The sequence below is a fragment of the Clostridium weizhouense genome (genome assembly GCF_019431045.1).
GTDB classification, from domain to species: domain Bacteria; phylum Bacillota; class Clostridia; order Clostridiales; family Clostridiaceae; genus Clostridium; species Clostridium weizhouense.
On the sequence record NZ_JAHXPT010000004.1, the window covers coordinates 235837 to 257167 of the forward strand.

Sequence of the window (21331 nt, forward strand, 5' to 3'; positions counted from 1 at the left end):
ATCTACCATTTTAATTTATCTATTATTCTTTTTATTAGTTTTATCATATATTCTCATAAGTTTACCCTTTAAATTCCTTATTTCTTTTGTAAGAAGTAAAATTTTATCTTGTGCTTTTAAAAAGTTTTCTTTTAAAACAAATATTTCTTCTTCTTTTTCTTTATTCATCTTCTCTAATAATTTAATTTTTTCTTCTCTATTAATTAAATTTCCTTGAAGTAAATTTGTATTTTCATTTAGTTCTCCCTTTAAACTTATAAATTTAGTATAAGCTTTATTTATAGTTTTAAATTTTCTTTCATAAAACTGAGTTTGCATTTTTTGTTCTTCCAAATGGTATTTTAATTCAGCTATTGATTGCTCATTTTTTTTAAATGCTTTTTCATATAGTAAAATATTTAAAAATATTTGAGTCATATAATATTCCATATATAATAAATACTCATTATTATTTTTAATACTTGGAGCTAAATCAGTACAAATTAAATATTGTAAGCTATCATCATCAGTAACATATATTTCATTAACTAATAAACCTCTTCTGTCTCTAGTATCATTTGATATATATCCTGCTTTATAAAGACATGATGAACCTATTGATTGTTCATAAGGTGGATTACTAAAGTTATTTCCATTATTTATAGAAAAATTGCTATAAAGTTGGTTATCCATTACCCAAAAACACCATATCTCACCATACATTATAAAAATTAAACATGATTCTATATTTTCACCTTTAAATAATTTATTATTTTTTAAATTCAAATTATTACCATGTATATAAATTAAATTATCTATACTTCCCTCTTTTTTTATATATAATGCATGTACAGTACTTTTAAACATTATTGCAGAATAATTAGTAAAAGGATTAATACTTACATCTATCAAATTAAAATCAGACCATCTTTCAATATTATTGTCAAAAAGTTTATAACCGATCTCATGTTTATCTCCGAATCTCTGATACATAAGAAATAAATTTTTATTATGTGATAAATAAAAATTATATGGCGATTTATAATTATATTTAATTGTATCTATTATTTTAGGATTAGATAAATTATTTCTTTCATCAATACTTTCGTGAAAAAGTGTTGTAGTATTATCTTTTCTGTTTAAAACACTAAAAATTATATGAATTTTATCTTTACTACTAACTGCTTTGAAATTAATATCAAAATTTTTACTTTTTTGATTTTTTAATATTTCTTTATTTCTCCAACCTATTCCATCATACTTGCTTAATATTATAGTCCCTGTTAAATCCTGATATAAAACATTTATACTATCATCTGAAAATAACATTACTGAAAAATTTTTTGAAACTTTGTCGTTAATCACATAATATTCAGACCAACTATTCTCTTTTAAAAATTTATATATTAATCCTTTATCTTCTTTAAATTGAAAATTCCACAATGTACCATTGTTTTGTTTTATAATATAAAAATTTTCATTGTTAATTAACATTACTTTATTCCTTTCTAATAATATTTCTTTATATAAAATATGATTAAGTAACTGATATTGATAATTTAAAATCTAATTAAAATAGTAGCAATATTAAAAACTACTCATAAAATATTAATATATAATTATTTTTTTACAAAGGAGATACGTTAATATGAAAGATATACAAGAAATAATGACAGAAATGGAAACTTTAGATAAAGAAATAGCTGCTACTAATCAAGAAGAGAATGAAACTAAAGAAAGTTGTTTAGGATGTGGACAAAAAGGTTCAGGAAATCGTTATTGTCCAAAAATTAATCCTTATGTAAAACTTTGTTGTACAACAATTGTAAAAACTTTCAAAGTAAATGAAGCTGCTCTTGCAGATTCTAAAAATTTAACATTTATCTACGATCCTAATTGTTTAAATGCCATTGTAGAAGAAATTAGAGTTCCTATATGTGATGGTTGTTCAGAATGTACCGCATACTTTGTAAAAATAGTTGGTTGTATTCCATTCGCATTTAGTGCTCGAAATGCCCTTTCAGGAACTTATAAGAATAAACCTACTTGCCCTACTGGAGCATTTAGTGATGTATGTTGCCAATGCTGTATCTGTGTAGATAAATATGTGGCATGTTATGCTAGTAAACAAGAAGCTGAAGATGCAATCCCAGGAATTGTAGCTACAATAAAAGCCTGTAGCGCATCAATTATGGGCCCTGCCGCTGAATTAGTTCACTGTGAAGCTAAAGGTGGTCCTCTTTGTAATTGCTGGTTACACAAATGTAAAAATGAAACTTATGTAAAATTTGAAGCAACTCTTAACCTTCTACCACAACCATGTGTTAATGGTAAAGCAAAATAAATAGCTTTAAATAAATAATATCTAAAATTTAAGTTTCATATGTATAATTTATGTAAACTACTTTGAATTTAATAAACAAAAGGTTATTAAAAATAATAAACTTAATTATAAAATTTATTTTATAATTTTAGAATAATAAAAACCATAATAATTATTTATTATGGTTTTTATTATGATTAAATTTTTGACAACATTAATTACTGTTTATATATTGCTTTAAATTTAATATATATTCCATTTAATACATAATAAATAGAATAATATAATGAAATAAGAATATAATATCATTATATCAAAAATGCTCTGATATTTTTAATTACTTGACATTATTTTTGTTGGTGATATTATAAAATTAATAAAATTTAAGTGTATATTATATATATCTAAAAAAGGGGTTATATAAAAATGATGACATTAGAAAAATTTGAACAAGCATACGAAGCTGTGCAAAAAGTAATTTTAAAAACAAAATTAGTTTATAGTGATTATTATTCAGATTTAAGTGGTAATAAAGTTTACTTAAAAACTGAAAATCTTCAGAAAACTGGGGCTTATAAAATTAGAGGGGCTTATTATAAAATTAGTACTCTTGGGGATGAAGAAAGAGATAAAGGATTAATTACAGCCTCTGCTGGTAATCATGCACAAGGTGTTGCATATGCAGCACAATTATATAAAGCAAAAGCAATAATAGTTATGCCTAAAACAACTCCTCTTATAAAAGTAAATCGTACTAAATCATATGGAGCAGAAGTAATTTTACATGGAGATGTTTATGATGAAGCTTGCAATTATGCATTAGAACTTGCAAAAGAGAAAGGATATACTTTTATACATCCTTTTGATGACTTAGATATAGCAACTGGTCAATCTTCTATTGCAATGGAAATCTTAAAAGAACTTCCAACAGTTGATGTTATATTAGTTCCAATTGGAGGCGGTGGACTCGCAGCTGGTGTTTCTACTTTAGTTAAACTTCTTAATCCAAATATAAAAGTAATAGGAGTAGAACCTGCTGGTGCTAATTGTATGCAAGAATCTCTAAAGTGTGGACATGTTGTTACACTACCTTCTATAGATACTATTGCAGATGGTACAGCTGTTAAAACTCCAGGAACAAAAATTTTTTCATATATTCAAAAAAATATTGATGATATTATTACTATTGAAGATAAAGAATTAATTGTTGCATTTTTAGATATGCTAGAAAATCATAAAATGCTTGCAGAAAATTCAGGATTATTAACAGTTGCTGCACTTAAACATTTAAACTTTAAAGGGAAAAAAATAGTTTCTATTATTAGTGGTGGTAATATGGATGTGATTACATTTGCATCATTAGTTCAACATGGCTTAATTGAAAGAGAACGTATATGTACTTTATCTGTTCTACTTCCAGATAAACCTGGCGAATTAACAAATGTTTCTAAAGTAATTGCAGACTCTAAAGGAAATATAATAAAGCTTGATCATAATCAATTCGTTAATATTAATAGAAATAGTGCTGTAGAACTTCAAATAACTATGGAAACCTTTGGACATGAACATAAAGAAGCTATTATAGAAGCTCTTAAAAATAGTGGATATGATCCTAAAGAGTTGAGACCTAAAGTTATTTATCAATAAAATATGGGTTAGTAGGTATAATACTTACTAACCTATATTTTATTCTAGTGAACTTAGATTATATTTTAAGTGAGTATTTTAAAATACAGACTTTATTTTCTAACTTCTTTTTATATATTCATTAAGTCTATTCTTTGCTAAAAAACTTATTTCTTGATGACAGTAATTTAATTCATTCAATTCCCCTATTTTTATAGTAAGTATCTCTTCTGCTATTTCTAAACATTTACATATAAAATCATCATAATTATTAGAATCCAAATTTTCTAATTTATCATTTATAGGTTTTGGAATATTTAAGTCACTTTCATCTTCAAATCCATATAATTGATAAACTTCTAACTTATCAACTAACTCCATAACAATTGCTATTATTTCATTTGTCGTAAATATATCTATCTTCATAATATTCTCCTAATTAACTTTAATATATAAGTTCAAATAAATTTTGTTCATTAATATAAATATTATAGAATATTTATAAATGCTATGATTCACCAATACAGTGAGGAACTTATATAAAAAATTTATTATATATATGCTTATAACGAGATATCGTTAATTAAAGGTATAATTCTCTATAAAAATTATATAAAAGATTATAATTATATTAACTTAATTAGAACATATATATATTAAATTAAAATAATCTTTCTTTATTATATTCAAATATTATTTTAACATATTTTTATCATCTATACTTTTATTTAAAATATAAATTATAATATCTATCTATTTTTTTCTTTATCTCTTCAATACTAGAATATTTAGATTCTCTAAAAGCCTCTTTCCCATCAATAAAAAATATCATTATAGGAACAGAATACACATTAAAATATGCTGATATATCAATTGATGTATCCCCTAAAACTTCACACATTTTAATATTACTATAATCATAGATTAACTCTCTAATTTTCTCTTTTAGAATAATACACGCTCCACAAGTATTTGTAGAAAAATATATTACAGACATATTATTTTGTTTAATAAATTCTTTAGCTTCTGTTTTGCTTTTTAATATATTTACTATATTTCCCACCACTTTCTTAAGTTATATTTATGTTAATTCAATAATACCTTCTAAAATTTTAGTTTTCTCTATAAGTTATAATAATATTAATTCATTAATATTATTATTTATTGAAAAAAGTACTATTTCAAAATACTTTTTATATTTGAAATAGTACTTTATTTTTTTACTTAAAACACAATTTAATTTAAAATAAATTCTTACATTTTAAATTTTAATATCATATTTTCTAATTTTTCTACTAATCTATTAAGATCTTCAGATGAATTCTTAACATGATTTACAGAACTTAATTGTTCATGTATTGTTGCTGAAACCTCTTCTGTTGAAGCTGCTGATTCTTCACAAATAGCTGTTATTCCTTGTATAACATTGACTACTGATTCTTTACTATTATCCACATTATTAATATTTTCTATTAAATTTTCCACTTGTTCTGTCATTATATCAAATGAAGTTTTTATATCATTAAAAGATTTTTTAGAATCATTCATAAATGAATTTACTTCAAAAATAGTTTGTGTAGATTTTTCCATATTATTTTGAGTAGTTTCAATTTCAAACCTAATTTCATTTATTATTGATTCAATTTTTTTTGTTGCATCTGCTGTTTCTTCTGATAGTTTTCTTATCTCATCAGCTACTACCCCAAAGCCTTTCCCAGCTTCCCCAGCTCTTGCTGCTTCTATTGCAGCATTTAATGCCAAAAGATTAGTTTGCTCTGATATATTATCTATCGTTAAAACAATCTCACCTATTAATGATGACTTATTAGCTAATTCTGAAACACATTCTCTTGTTTTATATCCTATTTCAGTTGTTGCTTGAATTTTTTCTATTAGTCTATCTATAGAATTAACTGCACTATCATTATAACTTTTTGATTTAAAGAAATATTCATTGAACTCTTTAGTAATTTCAATTATATTTTCTACTTTTTCAGATAACTCTGTTAATTGTTCTGAACCTATTTGAGCTTCTCTTGCTTGTTCTTCTGCACCTTTAGATAATTCTAATACTGTTTCATTAATAGCAGTAACTGATTCTTCTAATTGTTCAGTAATTAATTTCAAATTATTTGAATGAATTGATGTATCATCTGAACAAGATTTTATATCTATTAATGTTTCCTTTATTATTTTACGTAAATTTAAAACTGCTTTTCCTATTATTCCTGTTTCATCTTTAAAATTCTTAATTTTTAGAAAGTCGCTATTTTCCCTAAAATCAAGAGTAGAAGTAATATTTACAAGTTTAGTAATAAAAATAATAGGATTACTTATTTTTTTACCAATAATTAATGCTATTATTGATACAATTATACAAACTATTAATGTTATTAATATACATAACATTATACTATTATCTATTTTCATAAAAATATCTTTTTCATTTGCTGTTATTGCCATGATATTTCCATTAATAAGTTTTGAATATGCTAATATAGATTTTTGACTATTTTTTTCGTAATATTGTATTCCTTGGTCGTTAGATATAACATCTATATTATCACCTAATGAAGTTCTTATATTATCGGTATCTTTATATGTTCTATCAACTAAATAATTACCATTTTGATTAAGTAAAAAAGCATAACCATTATTATACACGTTAACCTCATTTATCATATTCTTATAGTTATCAAAGAATAAATCTATGGCTACTACTCCTACTAATTTATCATTTATGTATATTGGTCGTGTATATGCAATTCTCATATTTTCTGAACTTCTATCTTTATGAGGATCACTCCAAACAGGACATTTAGCATTTATAGGATTATAATACCAATTCATATCTTTATTAGATTCGTAGAATTCTTCTTTTTTAAATTTTTCTATTTGAGATATTTGATTAGAACCAATATTTCTCTCTAAAATAAGTTGATGCATATTTTGAGTTATTTCCGGATTAATGATAACTGCTACCCCTAATAACTTATCATTATCAGATATTAATTTATTTACAAATGGATTCATATTATTTAAAAAACTATCTACATACTTGTCATCTTTATATAGCATATTCGTATCTAGTGTAGTAGATATTAAATCAACTATATTATCTACATAGTTTTTTGTTGAAATAAGACCTTCATTTACATTTTGAGCTTTATTTTTAGATATTTCTAGTAAAGTATTTTCCGCCTCTACTCTTAATGTTTTTTTACTCAATATGCCATTTGATGTAGTAATTATTATTGAAGTTATTAAGCAAAAAAATAAAATAGATGTAATTATTTTTGTTGATATTTTTTTCATTTCTTCCTCCTTAATCTTATCTTATGTATGATAATTCAATAACTTAAAATATAAGTTTTATATTCCATAAAATATAAATAATTGAACATGTTGCAGATAAAAATTTTATATAGATAATTGTTTTATCAAAAAAATTATATTTAGTATTTTCTTTATATCCAAATATAGAACTATCTCCTGTTTTTCTATTAAGTATCTTTTTTTCTAAATCTATTATATTGTATTTGCAGTTATATTTATAATTATAAATATAGTTTTTTAAATCTCTATATAATAAAACCTTATAATTTACATTTCCTTTTACTGATAATGTTGACTTATCATTTGCAATTACTAAAATATCTACTATATTTATATTTTTGCCAACAACATCATTTATAACTTTATGATGTCTCTGTATTTGGTCTTTAGGATTTTTAATAGTTTCAGTTTTACCATTTTTTATTCTTGTCCATTCTCCTAATTTATTAATAGTAATATCCCCAGAAAAATTTTTTACTTCTATATTAAATATTCCATTTGAAGAGATTATAAGACTATCTAATTCCTGGGTTAAATTGTTTCCTCTTAAATAAAAACTATTCATCACCTTATATTTATCTTTATTTAAACTACTTAAGATTTTTTTAACCTTATCTTCTCCTTCTTTTCCAGCTTTTTTTATCATTTTATTTTTTCTATTATTTACAACTGTATCTTTAAATAATATATATAACAAAACGCATAAGTAAATCATCAACATTATAATAATATTATTCTTTGAATTTAAAAAATTAAATATTTCTTTAAATCCAATTGTTATAATAATTATTGAAATTATTTGAATAATACATTTTAAACACTTCATAGTTCTCTTACCTCCATATCTTTTTAATTTTACTAGAAATTTTCTTATAAGTTAAGTAAATTTTTTATAACTATAAGTTCTATAATATAAATATTTTCATATTTTGTTAAAAATTATAATGAACTTATTGAAGTGAACACTGAACAATGCTACACTTATTTTGTTCATTAATTGAACATTTTGAAAATATTTATTTTAATTAACTATTTATAAATGGAGGAAGAGAAATTATGGAAGACATGAGTTATTGGAAAGAAGTTTGGGAAAGAAAAGGAAGAGATACAACAAAAGATCTAACAATATTAGATGGGTATGAAGCTACTACTGCTAATGTAAAAGAAATAGCTAAAAATATTATTAAAGAATTAGATATAAAAGAAAGTGATAGTATTCTAGAAGTGGCATGTGGTGCAGGTGGATTAGCACAATATATCAAGTGTAAATCATACGTGGGTGTAGATTATTCAAAATCACTTGTAAAAAAACATATTGAATTACTTAATAATTCTGTAATACATGGCGAAGCAAATAATCTAATATTTAAAGATAAAACATTTGATAAAGTTTTTTGCTTTGGTGCATTTCACTATTTTCCAAATCAAGAATATGCAAAAAAAGCAATTGATGAAATGAAAAGAGTTGCTAAAGAAGCAATTTTTATTGGTGATTTACCTGTTCTATCACATAGAGAAGAACATCTGCTATATGATAAAAATGATTTTACTGATTGGAAAATCATAGATGGATATTATAATCCTAGTAGATTTAATGTAGTTTATAAATTATAAAAAATATAGCTGTCTTCAAAATATATTTTTATATTTGAGACAGCTATATTTTTTATATTTAACTATATTAATTGATAGCTTTTACTACATATCCTTTTTTCTCTAAAAGTTAATAAATTGACTTGTTATTTTTTGATTATGCATTATACTATTGTATTAAAGTATTCCTTTAATAATTTAATAAATTTTTCCATATCTTCTGGGTATATTTCTCCTATATTTGCTATCCTAAATGTATTTTCAAGTGATATTTTTCCTGGATAAATTGTAAAACCTCTATCATATAAATATTTATGCATCTTTTCAAAACTATAACCTTTTATTTGTGGTTCAATAACTGATGTTATTAACATAGAATGATTTTTTTCATCTACCAACTTATTTAAACCTAACTTTTCTAATCCATCCCATAAAATATTGCAACACATCTTATATCTTGAATATCTTTTTTCTATTGTTTCATTATTACACTCTATTATTGCTTGCTTTAATGCATATATTACTTGAACTGGAGGCGTAAATCTCATTTGATAAGTGTTTTTAAAATAATCATATTGTTTATACAAATTCAAATAAAGGTTTCTTGCTTTAATATTTTTGGTCTTTTCTAATGAATCTATATTTGATATTACAAAACTGATTCCAGCCATCCCCTGTATACATTTATTAGCGCTAGACGCTAAATACTTAATGTTCATTTCTTCCATATCAATAGGTATAGCTGCAAATGAACTCATTGCATCAACAATCATCTCTACACCATATTTTTTACAAATTTCCCCTATTCTTTTTATATCACTTAGTAAGCCTGTACTTGTTTCATGATGAACAACTGATAGATGTGTTATTTTCTTTTTACTATGTTTAATTATTTCTTCTAACTTAACAAAATCTATAGCATCTATAGGAGAGCTTTTAAATTCTATATAATTTAAATTATATATTTCAGCTATTTCACACATTCTTTTTCCATAAGCCCCATTATTAATTATTAAAATAGTATCATTATTATCAACTACTGAACTTAAAATAGCTTCAACAGAAGCTGTCCCTGAACCACCAAACAAAACAGTAGTATATTTATCATTTGAAGCTACCATGTTAGTTAACTCTTTTGATATAAATTCCATAATAAGTCCAAATTCCTTTTCTCTCGGACAAATATCTGGAACTACTTGAGCAAACTTTACACTATCAGTGGTTGTTGCTGGGCCTGGATTAAGTAATATATTTCTCTTAACTTCCATTTTATATTCCTCTTTTCATATTAAATAATCAAAATCATTTAAAACAAAGTTATTACATCACATCTTATTTCAAAAAATTATCTAATTTTAAATTATTATTTTTTTGCTATGTTTTAAGTGAATGTTGGCATTATACTACAATAACAATACTGTTTTAAAACATAGCCTATTTTTTTAATTTTAAAAATTTTATATTTTTCTATGCTAGAATATTGTTTATCTCAAATAGTTGATAAATAATTCTTTATTTTTAATAGGAGTAATAGTTGGTCTTCCTAAATCCTTTCTTGCTCCTTTTTTTACTTTAATTTCTAATAATATAGGGCCTTCTACACTTTTTATTTTTTCCAAATATAATAGTAAATCTTTTTTATTACTACATGAATAATACTCTTTATAACCACATGCTTTAGCTATTTCTAAAGTATTTATTTCTAAGCCTACAGTTTTTTGTCCTCCAACTGAATCATGTGCTCCATTATTAATAACTATATGTTTAAAATTTGCAGGACCTTTATTTCCAATTATAGCAATTCCTCCAAGATGCATTATTAAAGCTCCATCTCCATCTATACAATAAACCTCTCTATCTTTCTTACCTAATGCTATACCTAATGCTATCTGTGATGCATGTCCCATAGAACCAACAGTCAAAAAATCTTTATCATGTTTTTCTTTTCTTTTTTCTCTTAATTCAAATAGTTCCCTTGAAGCCATACCGGTAGTTGAAACTATTACTGAGTTATCTTTAATATTATCAATAAGTATTTCTATTGCTTCTTCCCTACTCATTTCAAAGTTTTCTTTTTCCTCAATTTTTTTAGAATTATACTCATTAAATGTACCTTTTTTTATAACTAATGCATACGGTTCCTTGTATTCGTTCATATACATGTATGCTTTAGTTAATATATCTTTCATATCTTGATTATTTGTGTTTTCACTTAAAATATCATATTTTATATTTAAGACTTCTAATAATTCAATAGTAATTAACCCCTGCTTTTTATGTTGAGGCTCATCCTTCTTTCCTGGTTCACCTCTCCATCCTATAATCAACATCATCGGAATGCTATATACAAATTTATCTGTAAGAGAAGCAAGTGGATTTATTGCATTTCCTAATCCTGAATTTTGCATATATACAACGCCTATATTACCAGTTGCTAAGTGATAACCTGCCGATAATGCAATTGCATTGCCTTCATTTGCTGCAATTATATTAAATTTATCCTGTACATTATCTTTAATATAAGCACAAAAATCTTTTAACAAGGAATCAGGAACCCCTGAAAAGAAGTTCATATTTTTACTAATTAATTCAGAATAAAAACTTGAAACTTCTATCATTATTACATTCCTCCTGGTATTAATGTTAATATTTCTTTTATTGGCATACAATTTTCTGATGCTTCTTTACATCTATCATTTTCTAATATACTCTTTGCCGTATTTAGCATAGCAGGATAAGCACTTCTTATTAAATGGTTTGCATATATTACTACATTAACTCCTAAATTAGAAAGTTCTTCTTCTGTCATAAAATTATACGAAGTTGGTACTACTATAAGTGGAACTCTCTTATTAAACTCCTTATATTTTTTGCAGAATTCAATTATTTCATTTCCATCTGTTTCTTTACTATGAATCATAATACCATCAGCTCCTGAATTTATATAAGCCTTAGCTCTATTTATGGCATCTTTCATTCCTGACTTTGAAATTAAACTTTCTATTCTTGCAATTATCATAAAATCTCTAGTAACTCTAGCTTCCCTTCCAGCTTTTATTTTGTTACAAAAATTTTCTATAGTATCTTGAGTTTGCTGAACATCTGTTCCAAATAATGAATTCTTTTTAAGTCCCACTTTATCTTCTATTATAATGGCAGATACCCCCAATCGTTCTAAGGTCTTTACTGTATAAATGAAATGTTCTATTTTCCCACCTGTATCACCGTCAAGTATTATTGGTTTTGTAGTAACATCCAGAATATCATTAATAGTATTTAACCTAGATGTTAAATCAACTAATTCTATATCTGGTTTTCCTTTAGATGTTGAATCACAAAGTGAGCTTACCCACATCCCATCAAATTCTTTTATTTTTCCATTTTTCTCTATCTTAGTTTTTTCAACAATTAATCCTGTTAATCCATTATGAGCTTCCATTATTCTGACTATTTTCTTAGAATATATTAATTCTTTAAGTTTTTTCATTCTAACTTGAGGAGTCGTTCCTATTCCCATTAATGCCTCTTCTAATTTTGTTATTGAAACTCCTTCTGTATATTTTACTTCTACTAATTTCCCATTCCATTCCTTAATAACTTCTATTACTCTTTCCCTAAGATTTCTTTGAATTCCTTCTTTCCAATCATCCCCATGCAAAATATATTTTGGTTTAATTTTTATTAAATTAGGAACTTGATCTAATGTGCTTTGAGGTACAACTTCAGTAACTCCCTTAATATTCTTAACTACTTCCAATCTCTCTTTATACTTCATTATTGGATTTCTCCAATATTCAGAAATAACCTCGTCTGTATGTAATCCTATTATTACATCTCCTAATTTTCTAGCTTCATTAATAATATTTAAATGACCATGATGAATTATATCTCCACTCATCGAAACATATACTTTTTCCATAGTAAATTTCCCCCTATTCTTCACCTATTCTATTTAATCTTGGAATTATATACTCCTTTACTCTTTTAAGATGGTATTTATCATCAATTTCTCCCCATATTAAATTGTTTTCTTTGATATACCCAACTTTTTTCCTTTTAGCAACATCAAAAATTGCATGTTCATAATGGTATTGTTTAATAGAAGAATTATTAAATTCTTTTAACATTTCCTTATACAATTCTAATGATATTTTTGAAATACCAACCAATTCCCCATATATAGTTTTAATTTTTTCTTTATTTTTAGAAATTTTATATAAGTTCTCATCTTTAATCTCCACATAACATTCATCTCCTGAATTTGTCATTCCACTTAATAAAATACAATCTTTTTTTGAATAATTAATAACTGAATTTAATGCTTTTTCTTCATAAATAAGGTCACCTTCAAGCAATAAAAAGTCTTCATTTATATCATTTTTTAGTGTTGCTAATGAAGCCATGCTTCCAGTATCTTTATAATCTTTATTATATTTTACATAAATATCACTTTCATATTTTGCCATTTCATTATAGAAATTACATAAGTGTCCTGTAACTATATATATTTTTCTTATACCACATTTTCTTAATTTACTAATTGATCTATCAATCAATTTTTTCCCATTAATTTCAATAAAACCTTTAGGTATTTCATCATTAGTTATCTCATATATTCTACTTCCCATACCAGCTGCTAAAATTACAGCATTCTTTATTTTTCCCATTTCCTTTATACCACTTCCCTTTAAACTGGTTAAATTTATATAGTTCATTTTTTGAACAATATCATATTATCACTATTCACTGTTCAATACAATATGTTCATGTAAAATTTTTCTAATATATAAAATTCACTAAAAAAGTCTAAAATATAATTTTATCTAATTCGTTAACTATATCTCTCATAACCTACTTACTAGTGATTTTTTGAATGCTAAAGCATAAAAAAATAATCTAAAAGTATCTTTTATACTTTTAGATTATTAAAAATTTAACTTTACATGTAGTCCGTGGTTTTAATCTTCAAACCCTTCTTTTTCAATTTTCCTTCAACAACTTCTTTAATAATAGAATAAATTACTGCAAATAATGGAACTCCTATAATCATTCCTATTAAACCTAAGAACTTTCCTGCAACTAATATTGAAAATAGAATCCAAAAAGCAGATATACCTATGGAATCTCCTAAAATTTTAGGACCAATAATATTACCATCTATCTGTTGAATTATTAATATAATTATTAATAGCCATAGTGCTTTTATTGGCGAAACAAATAATATTATTATAACTGATGGAATGGCTCCTATAAATGGACCAAAGAATGGAATAATATTAGTAATTCCTATTATTACAGATATTAAAATAGTATATGGCATATTTACTATTGTTAATATTATAAATGTTAATACTCCTATAATTGAAGAATCTACTACTTTTCCTATTAAAAATTTTCCAAATGTATCATTGCTTCTATGAGTTATTTCTATAACTTTTTCTGCTGCATTTTTAGGAAATAATGCATATGTTATCTTTTTACTTAATCCACAAAACTTTTCTTTGTCTATTAATAAATAAATTGATATTACTGTTCCTAATACTATATTCCATATACTAGATGCAATAGCAGTTACTGCACTTCCTAATACCGGAAGTAAATTAGTTGCAACTTTTATAGTATAATTAATAAAATCATTAAAATTCTCATTTATTAATGAAAGATATTCCTGAGAAATGTTTAAATCTAATAATAATTTATTAATAAATTTTGTAGAATTATTAATATAAAGTGGCACATCATTAATTAATCCAACAATACTACCAACAAGTTGTGGTAAAACAAATTGTATGAATAAGTATACAAGCAGTATTGCTGTAATATATGTAATTAATATTCCTATTCCTCTTTTAGTTTTTGAACTAAATTTCCTAAACGTATTAAATATGTTTAATCTTTCTTCATAAAACCTTAAAATAAAGTTTAAAATATATGATATGGAAAACCCTATAATAAATGGTTGTAGTATTATTATTGTGTCGCTAATTTTATCTAATAATATTCCTAATTGTGATATAGATAAATAAAATACAATAATAGCACTTATTACAATAAATGAATATACAGCTATTGTATTATATTTTTCATTCCAGTTAATTTTCATTTCTACCTCACTTCACTAAATATATGTTACATTTATTTAATAATAATATTATTAAAACGTTATTATTATTCATTATAAAATTTATATATATTACTTTCAATAGAATTAATAAATATTTAATATAAAATTAAAGTTAATACCAATAACATTATATTACTTAAATATAAGACTATTATATTTTTTAGATTTAATTTCATTTTTATATTGAAATTGATTATCATTTGTAATATAATTAATTCATATCAAAATACTATATTTTAAAACGAGGTATATTATGACAACATATTTAATTACATATCATCTAAATCATCATCAACATAGTCAAGATGATAATTTAAGCAGAAAAATAAAATCATTAGGTTCATGGGGACAAATTATGCCTTCTACTTGGGTTATAGTAAGTTCTATGACTTCTAAAGAAATAACAAGTTCTCTTAAAGACTTTTTAGAACCTAAAGAGCTATTGTTTGTATCAAAACTCACATCTGATAATTTTGGTATATTACCCTCTGGTGCATTACCTTGGATTGATGAATGTGTAAAAAAGGTTTCTATATAAAGTTTTATTAATTAGTTATCCTTTATTTTATATAACAGTAAAATAACTCATATATATTTTAACCAAACACAACTTATAGGACTATCTCAAATAAACAAAAATGTTTTTGAGATAGTCCTATATTTATTGTTGTACTAAATTTTAATCGTTAGTGTAAAATAATACTATAATATAACTACTAAATATAAATTGGAGGAGTATCATTATGGTTGATTTATGTATTTTAGGAACATTAGGTGGTATGCCAATGATAGATAGATTTATGTCATCTACTCTTATAAATGTAAATGGAAGAAAAATTTTAATAGATTGTGGTGAAGGCACTCAAGTTGCAATGAGAAAAACAGGATGGGGATTTAAATCTTTAGATATAATATGTATAACTCATTCGCATGGAGATCATACTGTTGGATTACCAGGACTTTTATCTACAATTGGTAACTCTGGAAGAACAGAAAAACTTACTATAATTGGTCCACCTGGCATAACAAATATTGTTAATGGTTTAAATGTAATAAACCCTTACTTACCTTATGAATTAAATATTGTGGAAAATACAAACGATACGATAAATTTTCATATAAATAATAATAATATTTGTTTATGTGAAAATAAAAACAAAAGTAATTTTTCATTATCTTCTTTAGAACTAGAACATTCTACTAATTGCATAGGATATAGTTTCTATTTTAAGAGAAAGGCTAAATTCTCTGTAGAAAAAGCTATTAAAAATAATATTCCTAAAGCTTTATGGAATAAACTTCAAAATAATGAAACAGTTATTTTTGAAAATAACAAATATTATCCCTATATGGTTTTAGATAATGAAAGAAAGGGAATTAAAATATCCTATATAACAGATACAAGACCTACTAAAAATATTCCATCATTTATAAAAGATAGTGATTTGTTTATTTGTGAAGGTACTTATGGTAATGATATTGATATTGAAAAGGCTATCAAAAATTGTCATATGACATTTTCTGAAGCTGCAACTCTAGCAAAAGAGGGAAATTGTAAAGAATTAATTCTTACTCATTTTAGCCCTGCACTTTCTGACCCTAATAATTTTTTAATTAATGCAACTAATATTTTTGAAAAATCTATAATAGCAGATGATGGATTAACTAAAAATTTAAAATATTTCAATTAAAAATTTTGTTAAAATTAAGTTAAATTTCTCTTTTTTTATTTATAAAAAGTTATAATTTATATATATGTATATTGAGTTGGCATTATAAATTTACTTTAAAAGGAGAGAGATACTTGAATAGTATAAACATGTTTATTGAACTTATAGGGGGCTTAGGCTTATTCCTTTTTGGAATGAAATTAATGGGAGATGGCTTAGAAAATGCTGCAGGAGAAAAGCTTAAAAATATTTTAGAGAAAGTCACAAGTAATAAATATATGGGGGTAATAATTGGTGCTATTGTTACTGCAGTTATACAAAGTTCTAGTGCAACTACAGTAATGGTTGTTAGTTTTGTAAATGCAGGACTTATGACTCTTATGCAAGCTGCTGGTGTAATAATGGGAGCTAACATTGGAACAACAATAACTGCTCAATTAGTTTCTTTTAATCTTGATAAAGTCGCACCTTTATTTATTGGAGTGGGTTCCATTTCTTTATTAATTGTTAAAAAGAAAAAAACTAGAGATATCGCTTCTATAGCTTTAGGATTTGGTATATTATTTCTTGGTATGAGTATTATGTCAGGTTCAATGAAACCCCTTGCAGAATCAGAAAGTTTTGCTCAAATATTAACTGTAATAGGTGAAAATAGATTTTTAGGTATTTTGGCTGGTCTTGTAATGACTGCAATAGTTCAAAGTTCTTCTGCCACTACTGGCATATTAATAGCACTTGCTATTACAGGAACAATACATATGAATATAGCATTACCGGTTATTTTTGGCTGTAACATTGGTACATGTGTTACTGCACTTTTAGCTTCGGCTGGTGGAAATAAAATTGCGAAGAAAGCTGCTTTAATTCATTTATTTTTTAATCTTATGGGAGTAATAATATTTATTCCTTTTATGACCCCTTTAGTTTCATTAATAGAGAAATTAAATCCTTCAGATGTAGCTAGACAAGTAGCAAATGCTCATACTATATTCAATTTAACTGTTACTATAGTTCTTCTTCCTTTATCTAAATATCTTGTTATATTAGCTAATAAAATTTTACCTGGTGAAAATATACTTGAAACAGAAGGAGCTATGTACTTAGATAAAAAATTATTAGAAACTCCAGTGGTTGCTAGTGGACAGGTTTTTAAAGAAACTATACGAATGGGAAACGTTGCTAAGGAAAATATTAAATTATCAATGAATGCTTTTTTAGAAGAAGATGAAGAATCTATAAAAAAAGTTTATAAACAAGAAAAAATCATAAATAATTTAGAAAGAGAAATTACTGATTATTTAGTTTTATTATCAAATTATGAATTACCAGATAAAGATAGTAAATTATTAAGTATAACTTTTCATGTTATAAATGATATTGAGAGAATTGGTGATCATGCTAAAAATATAGTTGAATTAGCAGCTGAAAAAATTAATAATAACGTAAATATAGGAATTGAAGCTAAAGATGAATTAATTAGTATGTATGAAAAAACTATTGAATCACTTACTTTAGCACTTGATTGTTATGAAAAAAATGATTCAAATATTGTTAAAAATATTAAAATTATTGAAGCTAAAATAGATAAATATGAAAAAACTCTTAGAGAAAACAATATAAGAAGATTAAATGAAAAGAAATGTTCTGCTAGTTCAAGTACAATTTTTCTTGATTTAATTAGTAATTTAGAAAGAATTGGTGATCATTCTATGAATATTGCGGAAACAGTTGTATAAATTTAATATTTAGAATTTATTGAGATTAGTATAAAGACTATTATTGTCTTTTATACTAATCTCATTTTTTATTTCTTTGAATATGTTGTTTAAATAATTAAACTTGTATATATTTTTATATACTTATGATATACTATTTAATGATTTTTAATTATAAAAAATAACTTTAGGAGGAAACAATAACTATGAATAATTTATCAATAATATTATTTTTAGCTATAGTTGGTGGACTTATTGGATGGATTACAAATATATTAGCCATAAAGCTTCTATTTAAACCAATTAATCCAATTAAAATACCTTTAATAAATGTTGAAATATTAGGTTTAATTCCAAAAAGGAAAAATGACATTGCTCAAAATATAGGCCAAGTTATTTCTGAGGAATTATTATCTGTAGATGACTTATTTAACGATATAATCACAGAAGAAGATAAAGAACATTTCAACGAATACATAAAAACAAAGATTACTTCAATAATATCAGAAAAAATGAATTTTATACCTGGTCCATTTAAAGGAATGATTCAAGGATATGTAGATGATATTATAAATGAAGAATTACCCCCTATGATAACTGACATAATTAATGAAGCAACTATAAAAGCTAAAGAAAAAATTAATATCCAAAAAATTGTTGAGGAAAAAATAAATCAGTTAGATTTATTAGCATTAGAAAAAATAATTATAAGCGTTGCAAAAAATGAACTTAAACATATAGAATTATTAGGTTTAATTCTTGGTGTCTTTATAGGCCTAATTCAAGGATTAATTGTTTTATTTATTTCTTAATTACCAGTTTTTCTTACACTATATATTTAGTTAATTATTTAAAGACTAGTTCAAATAACAAAATGTTTTTGAACTAGTCCATTTTTATGTACAATATAATTAATTACAATTAATAAAATTTCTTATCTTTTCTAAAAGCATACTTAACGCTACAATATTGCAACCACCTTCTGGTATTATAATATCTGCTCTTTTCTTACTTGGATCAACAAATTCTTCATGCATTGGTTTAACTGTACTAAGATATTGGTTTATTACAGAATCAATATCTCTTCCTCTTTCTTGAACGTCTCTTAATAATCTTCTTATAATTCTAACATCAGCATCTGTATCTACAAAAACTTTAATGTCCATTAAATCACATAATTCTTTGTTTTCAAATATCAATATTCCTTCAACAATAATTACCTTTGCTGGTTTAACCATAACAGTTTCATTAGTTCTTGTATGTTCCACAAAAGAATAAACTGGATGATTTATAGCTTCACCTTTTTTTAAAAGTTTAAGTTGCTCTATTAAAAGGTCTGTTTCAAAAGACTCAGGATGATCATAATTAAGCTTTTTTCTTTCCTCCATAGGAATTCCATCATTTGATTTATAGTAGTAATCGTGTGAAAGAATAACTACTTCATTATCAAACTCTTCCTTTATGTTTAGAGATAAAGTTGTTTTTCCTGAACCAGTTCCTCCAGCTATACCTATTACCATTATATCTTGCATAATATAATTTCCTCCATATCATTTATCTTCAAATTTTATCTATCTTAATGTAAGAATTTTTTACTTAAAGATTATTAGATTTTAATACATATGAATATGCCTAAATCCTAATTCATACAAAAAGTAATTTTCTTGCAAAGAGAGTTCTATTTTTTTCCCATATTATAATATATCATAGCTTATAGTATTTATCTATATTAAATTATTTTTTAATATAATAAGTATATAAAAAAGCAATTCCATTTTAATTTGAAATTGCTTTTTTACATATCTTAATTAGATTACTACATTTATAATTTTTTAATATCAAATAAATATTTGTATTAATACTATTTAAGTACAATAATAACATATATAATAAACTTTATTTATTATATAATTTTAATTTAAAGAACAGATGATTTTTTATAAAAGTAAACTGTTAATTTATCATTATCTGTTGAAATAATAGCTCTTTCTTTCTTTTCTTTACCATCTATATCATCAAAAAATTCAATTGCTCTATTTATAGATTTAATTCCATCTGACTTTGTTTCTTCTTTTCTATATAATATTGCTAAATTATTAACTTCATTATTATCAAATGATGATGTATAGTTTATTGTTCTGTTATCTATTTTATTTTTTGATGTAAAAAATTCTAATTTATTGTAATCTTTCTCATTTTCATTATTTATCTCTTTTATTATATTTATATCACTTTCCTTATTTCTTTTCTTTAAATAATATGAAATATCCTCAATTTCAAGATTGTTTAATTCTTTTTCTATTTTCTTTCCTGTATTTTCAAATTTACTAAAAAGTAACTTTAATTCTTTATATTCATTACTTTCTTCACCATACTCTTTTTTAAACTGTGATATTAAAAAAATTATTTTTTCTTCATTATATAAATTAGTAAATGCTAATTCTTTTGCAACTTGTTTTATTATAGAATCTATTTTTTTATATTTGATAAATTTAAATGTCATCATACTAAAATAAGTAGCTAAAATACTTCCTGTAATAACTAGCATTAACATACTTCTAAATATAACCAAAAATATTATCATTAACCAAAAATTCATCTTAAAAATCTTATATTTTTTTACTCCATTTTTTATATTTTTATCATATAATAAAATTTCATTTATTATAGATTTCTTATTTTTAGTTCTTATCTTTTTCTCTAAATTTAGTTTTTTAAATTCCTTAATGTTTATTTTTTTCTTTTTAAATAACCATAATTGTTTTTGTTTTTTTATAATTCCATTTTCTCCATATATTCTTATTCCTTTTTTATTTATAGAAATATGATTTTCTTTATATTTTGTAATAAATGTAATTCCACTATCTTTAGCTATCTTTATTTTTATATTTTTACCAATATCAAAAGTCTTTTTATAATTAACCCTCATTTTGTTAACCACCTTTTTTATTATATTGTGATAGAG

At 24.0% G+C, this 21331-nt stretch carries 19 protein-coding genes; 7 read left to right on the forward strand and 12 right to left on the reverse strand.

Annotated features, from left to right (window positions below; all coding sequences use genetic code 11):
- Window positions 1–15 precede the first annotated feature (15 nt).
- Window positions 16–1473, reverse strand: a complete 1458-nt coding sequence (locus KYD98_RS07320) for a hypothetical protein (protein ID WP_219778956.1) — start codon at window positions 1471–1473, stop codon at window positions 16–18.
- A gap of 154 nt (window positions 1474–1627) precedes the next feature.
- Between KYD98_RS07320 and KYD98_RS07325 the strand changes: the two genes are divergently transcribed.
- Together KYD98_RS07325 and ilvA are read left to right on the forward strand one after the other, a co-directional pair.
- Window positions 1628–2323: a hypothetical protein gene (locus KYD98_RS07325; protein WP_219778957.1), complete on the forward strand. Its 696-nt coding sequence runs from the start codon at window positions 1628–1630 to the stop codon at window positions 2321–2323.
- A 405-nt stretch (window positions 2324–2728) separates the two neighbouring features.
- Window positions 2729–3949 carry a threonine ammonia-lyase gene (ilvA, locus tag KYD98_RS07330; protein WP_219778958.1) on the forward strand — a complete coding sequence of 407 codons (1221 nt, stop codon included), beginning with the start codon at window positions 2729–2731 and terminating at the stop codon, window positions 3947–3949.
- Between the two features lie 99 nt (window positions 3950–4048).
- Here the strand turns inward: ilvA and KYD98_RS07335 are convergent, their stop codons facing one another.
- The 4 genes from KYD98_RS07335 to KYD98_RS07350 form a co-directional block, all read right to left on the reverse strand.
- Window positions 4049–4354, reverse strand: a complete 306-nt coding sequence (locus tag KYD98_RS07335; RefSeq protein ID WP_219778959.1) for a hypothetical protein — start codon at window positions 4352–4354, stop codon at window positions 4049–4051.
- Window positions 4355–4652: 298 nt separating this feature from the next.
- The gene (locus KYD98_RS07340) at window positions 4653–4991 is read right to left on the reverse strand and encodes a thioredoxin family protein (protein WP_308462445.1); all 339 of its coding nucleotides are present in this window, start codon (window positions 4989–4991) and stop codon (window positions 4653–4655) included.
- A 191-nt stretch (window positions 4992–5182) separates the two neighbouring features.
- The gene (locus KYD98_RS07345) at window positions 5183–7243 is read right to left on the reverse strand and encodes a methyl-accepting chemotaxis protein (protein WP_219778960.1); all 2061 of its coding nucleotides are present in this window, start codon (window positions 7241–7243) and stop codon (window positions 5183–5185) included.
- Window positions 7244–7286: 43 nt separating this feature from the next.
- Complete coding sequence (locus tag KYD98_RS07350) at window positions 7287–8090, reverse strand: nuclease-related domain-containing protein (RefSeq protein ID WP_219778961.1); 804 nt, start codon at window positions 8088–8090, stop codon at window positions 7287–7289.
- Between the two features lie 230 nt (window positions 8091–8320).
- Here KYD98_RS07350 and KYD98_RS07355 point away from each other — a divergent pair, with 230 nt between their 5' ends.
- Complete coding sequence (locus tag KYD98_RS07355) at window positions 8321–8878, forward strand: class I SAM-dependent methyltransferase (RefSeq protein ID WP_219778962.1); 558 nt, start codon at window positions 8321–8323, stop codon at window positions 8876–8878.
- A gap of 143 nt (window positions 8879–9021) precedes the next feature.
- On the opposite strand, the gene KYD98_RS07360 is transcribed toward KYD98_RS07355, so the two are convergent.
- The 5 genes from KYD98_RS07360 to KYD98_RS07380 all read right to left on the reverse strand — a co-directional run bounded on the left by KYD98_RS07360 (window position 9022) and on the right by KYD98_RS07380 (window position 14960).
- Window positions 9022–10125, reverse strand: coding sequence for a 2-aminoethylphosphonate aminotransferase (locus KYD98_RS07360; RefSeq protein ID WP_219778963.1), 1104 nt, complete (start codon window positions 10123–10125; stop codon window positions 9022–9024).
- Window positions 10126–10341: 216 nt separating this feature from the next.
- Window positions 10342–11475 carry a phosphonopyruvate decarboxylase gene (aepY, locus tag KYD98_RS07365; protein ID WP_219778964.1) on the reverse strand — a complete coding sequence of 378 codons (1134 nt, stop codon included), beginning with the start codon at window positions 11473–11475 and terminating at the stop codon, window positions 10342–10344.
- A gap of 2 nt (window positions 11476–11477) precedes the next feature.
- Window positions 11478–12776, reverse strand: a complete 1299-nt coding sequence (aepX, locus tag KYD98_RS07370; protein WP_219778965.1) for a phosphoenolpyruvate mutase — start codon at window positions 12774–12776, stop codon at window positions 11478–11480.
- 13 nt (window positions 12777–12789) lie between these two features.
- Window positions 12790–13524, reverse strand: coding sequence for a phosphocholine cytidylyltransferase family protein (locus KYD98_RS07375; protein ID WP_219778966.1), 735 nt, complete (start codon window positions 13522–13524; stop codon window positions 12790–12792).
- Between the two features lie 272 nt (window positions 13525–13796).
- Window positions 13797–14960, reverse strand: coding sequence for an AI-2E family transporter (locus KYD98_RS07380; RefSeq protein ID WP_219778967.1), 1164 nt, complete (start codon window positions 14958–14960; stop codon window positions 13797–13799).
- Window positions 14961–15234: 274 nt separating this feature from the next.
- Between KYD98_RS07380 and KYD98_RS07385 the strand changes: the two genes are divergently transcribed.
- The 4 genes from KYD98_RS07385 to KYD98_RS07400 all read left to right on the forward strand — a co-directional run bounded on the left by KYD98_RS07385 (window position 15235) and on the right by KYD98_RS07400 (window position 19178).
- Window positions 15235–15519, forward strand: a complete 285-nt coding sequence (locus KYD98_RS07385) for a hypothetical protein (RefSeq protein ID WP_219778968.1) — start codon at window positions 15235–15237, stop codon at window positions 15517–15519.
- A gap of 205 nt (window positions 15520–15724) precedes the next feature.
- The gene (locus KYD98_RS07390) at window positions 15725–16672 is read left to right on the forward strand and encodes a ribonuclease Z (protein WP_219778969.1); all 948 of its coding nucleotides are present in this window, start codon (window positions 15725–15727) and stop codon (window positions 16670–16672) included.
- Between the two features lie 113 nt (window positions 16673–16785).
- Entirely contained in the window at window positions 16786–18387 is a 1602-nt protein-coding gene (locus tag KYD98_RS07395; RefSeq protein ID WP_219778970.1) for a Na/Pi cotransporter family protein, read from the forward strand.
- Window positions 18388–18572: 185 nt separating this feature from the next.
- Entirely contained in the window at window positions 18573–19178 is a 606-nt protein-coding gene (locus KYD98_RS07400) for a DUF445 domain-containing protein (RefSeq protein ID WP_219778971.1), read from the forward strand.
- A 99-nt stretch (window positions 19179–19277) separates the two neighbouring features.
- Here KYD98_RS07400 and udk read toward each other — a convergent pair whose 3' ends face one another.
- Both udk and KYD98_RS07410 read right to left on the reverse strand, forming a co-directional pair.
- A complete protein-coding gene (udk, locus tag KYD98_RS07405) occupies window positions 19278–19898 on the reverse strand; it encodes a uridine kinase (protein WP_219778972.1) in 621 nt (206 codons plus the stop codon).
- A gap of 386 nt (window positions 19899–20284) precedes the next feature.
- Entirely contained in the window at window positions 20285–21295 is a 1011-nt protein-coding gene (locus tag KYD98_RS07410) for a hypothetical protein (RefSeq protein WP_219778973.1), read from the reverse strand.
- Window positions 21296–21331 lie beyond the last annotated feature (36 nt).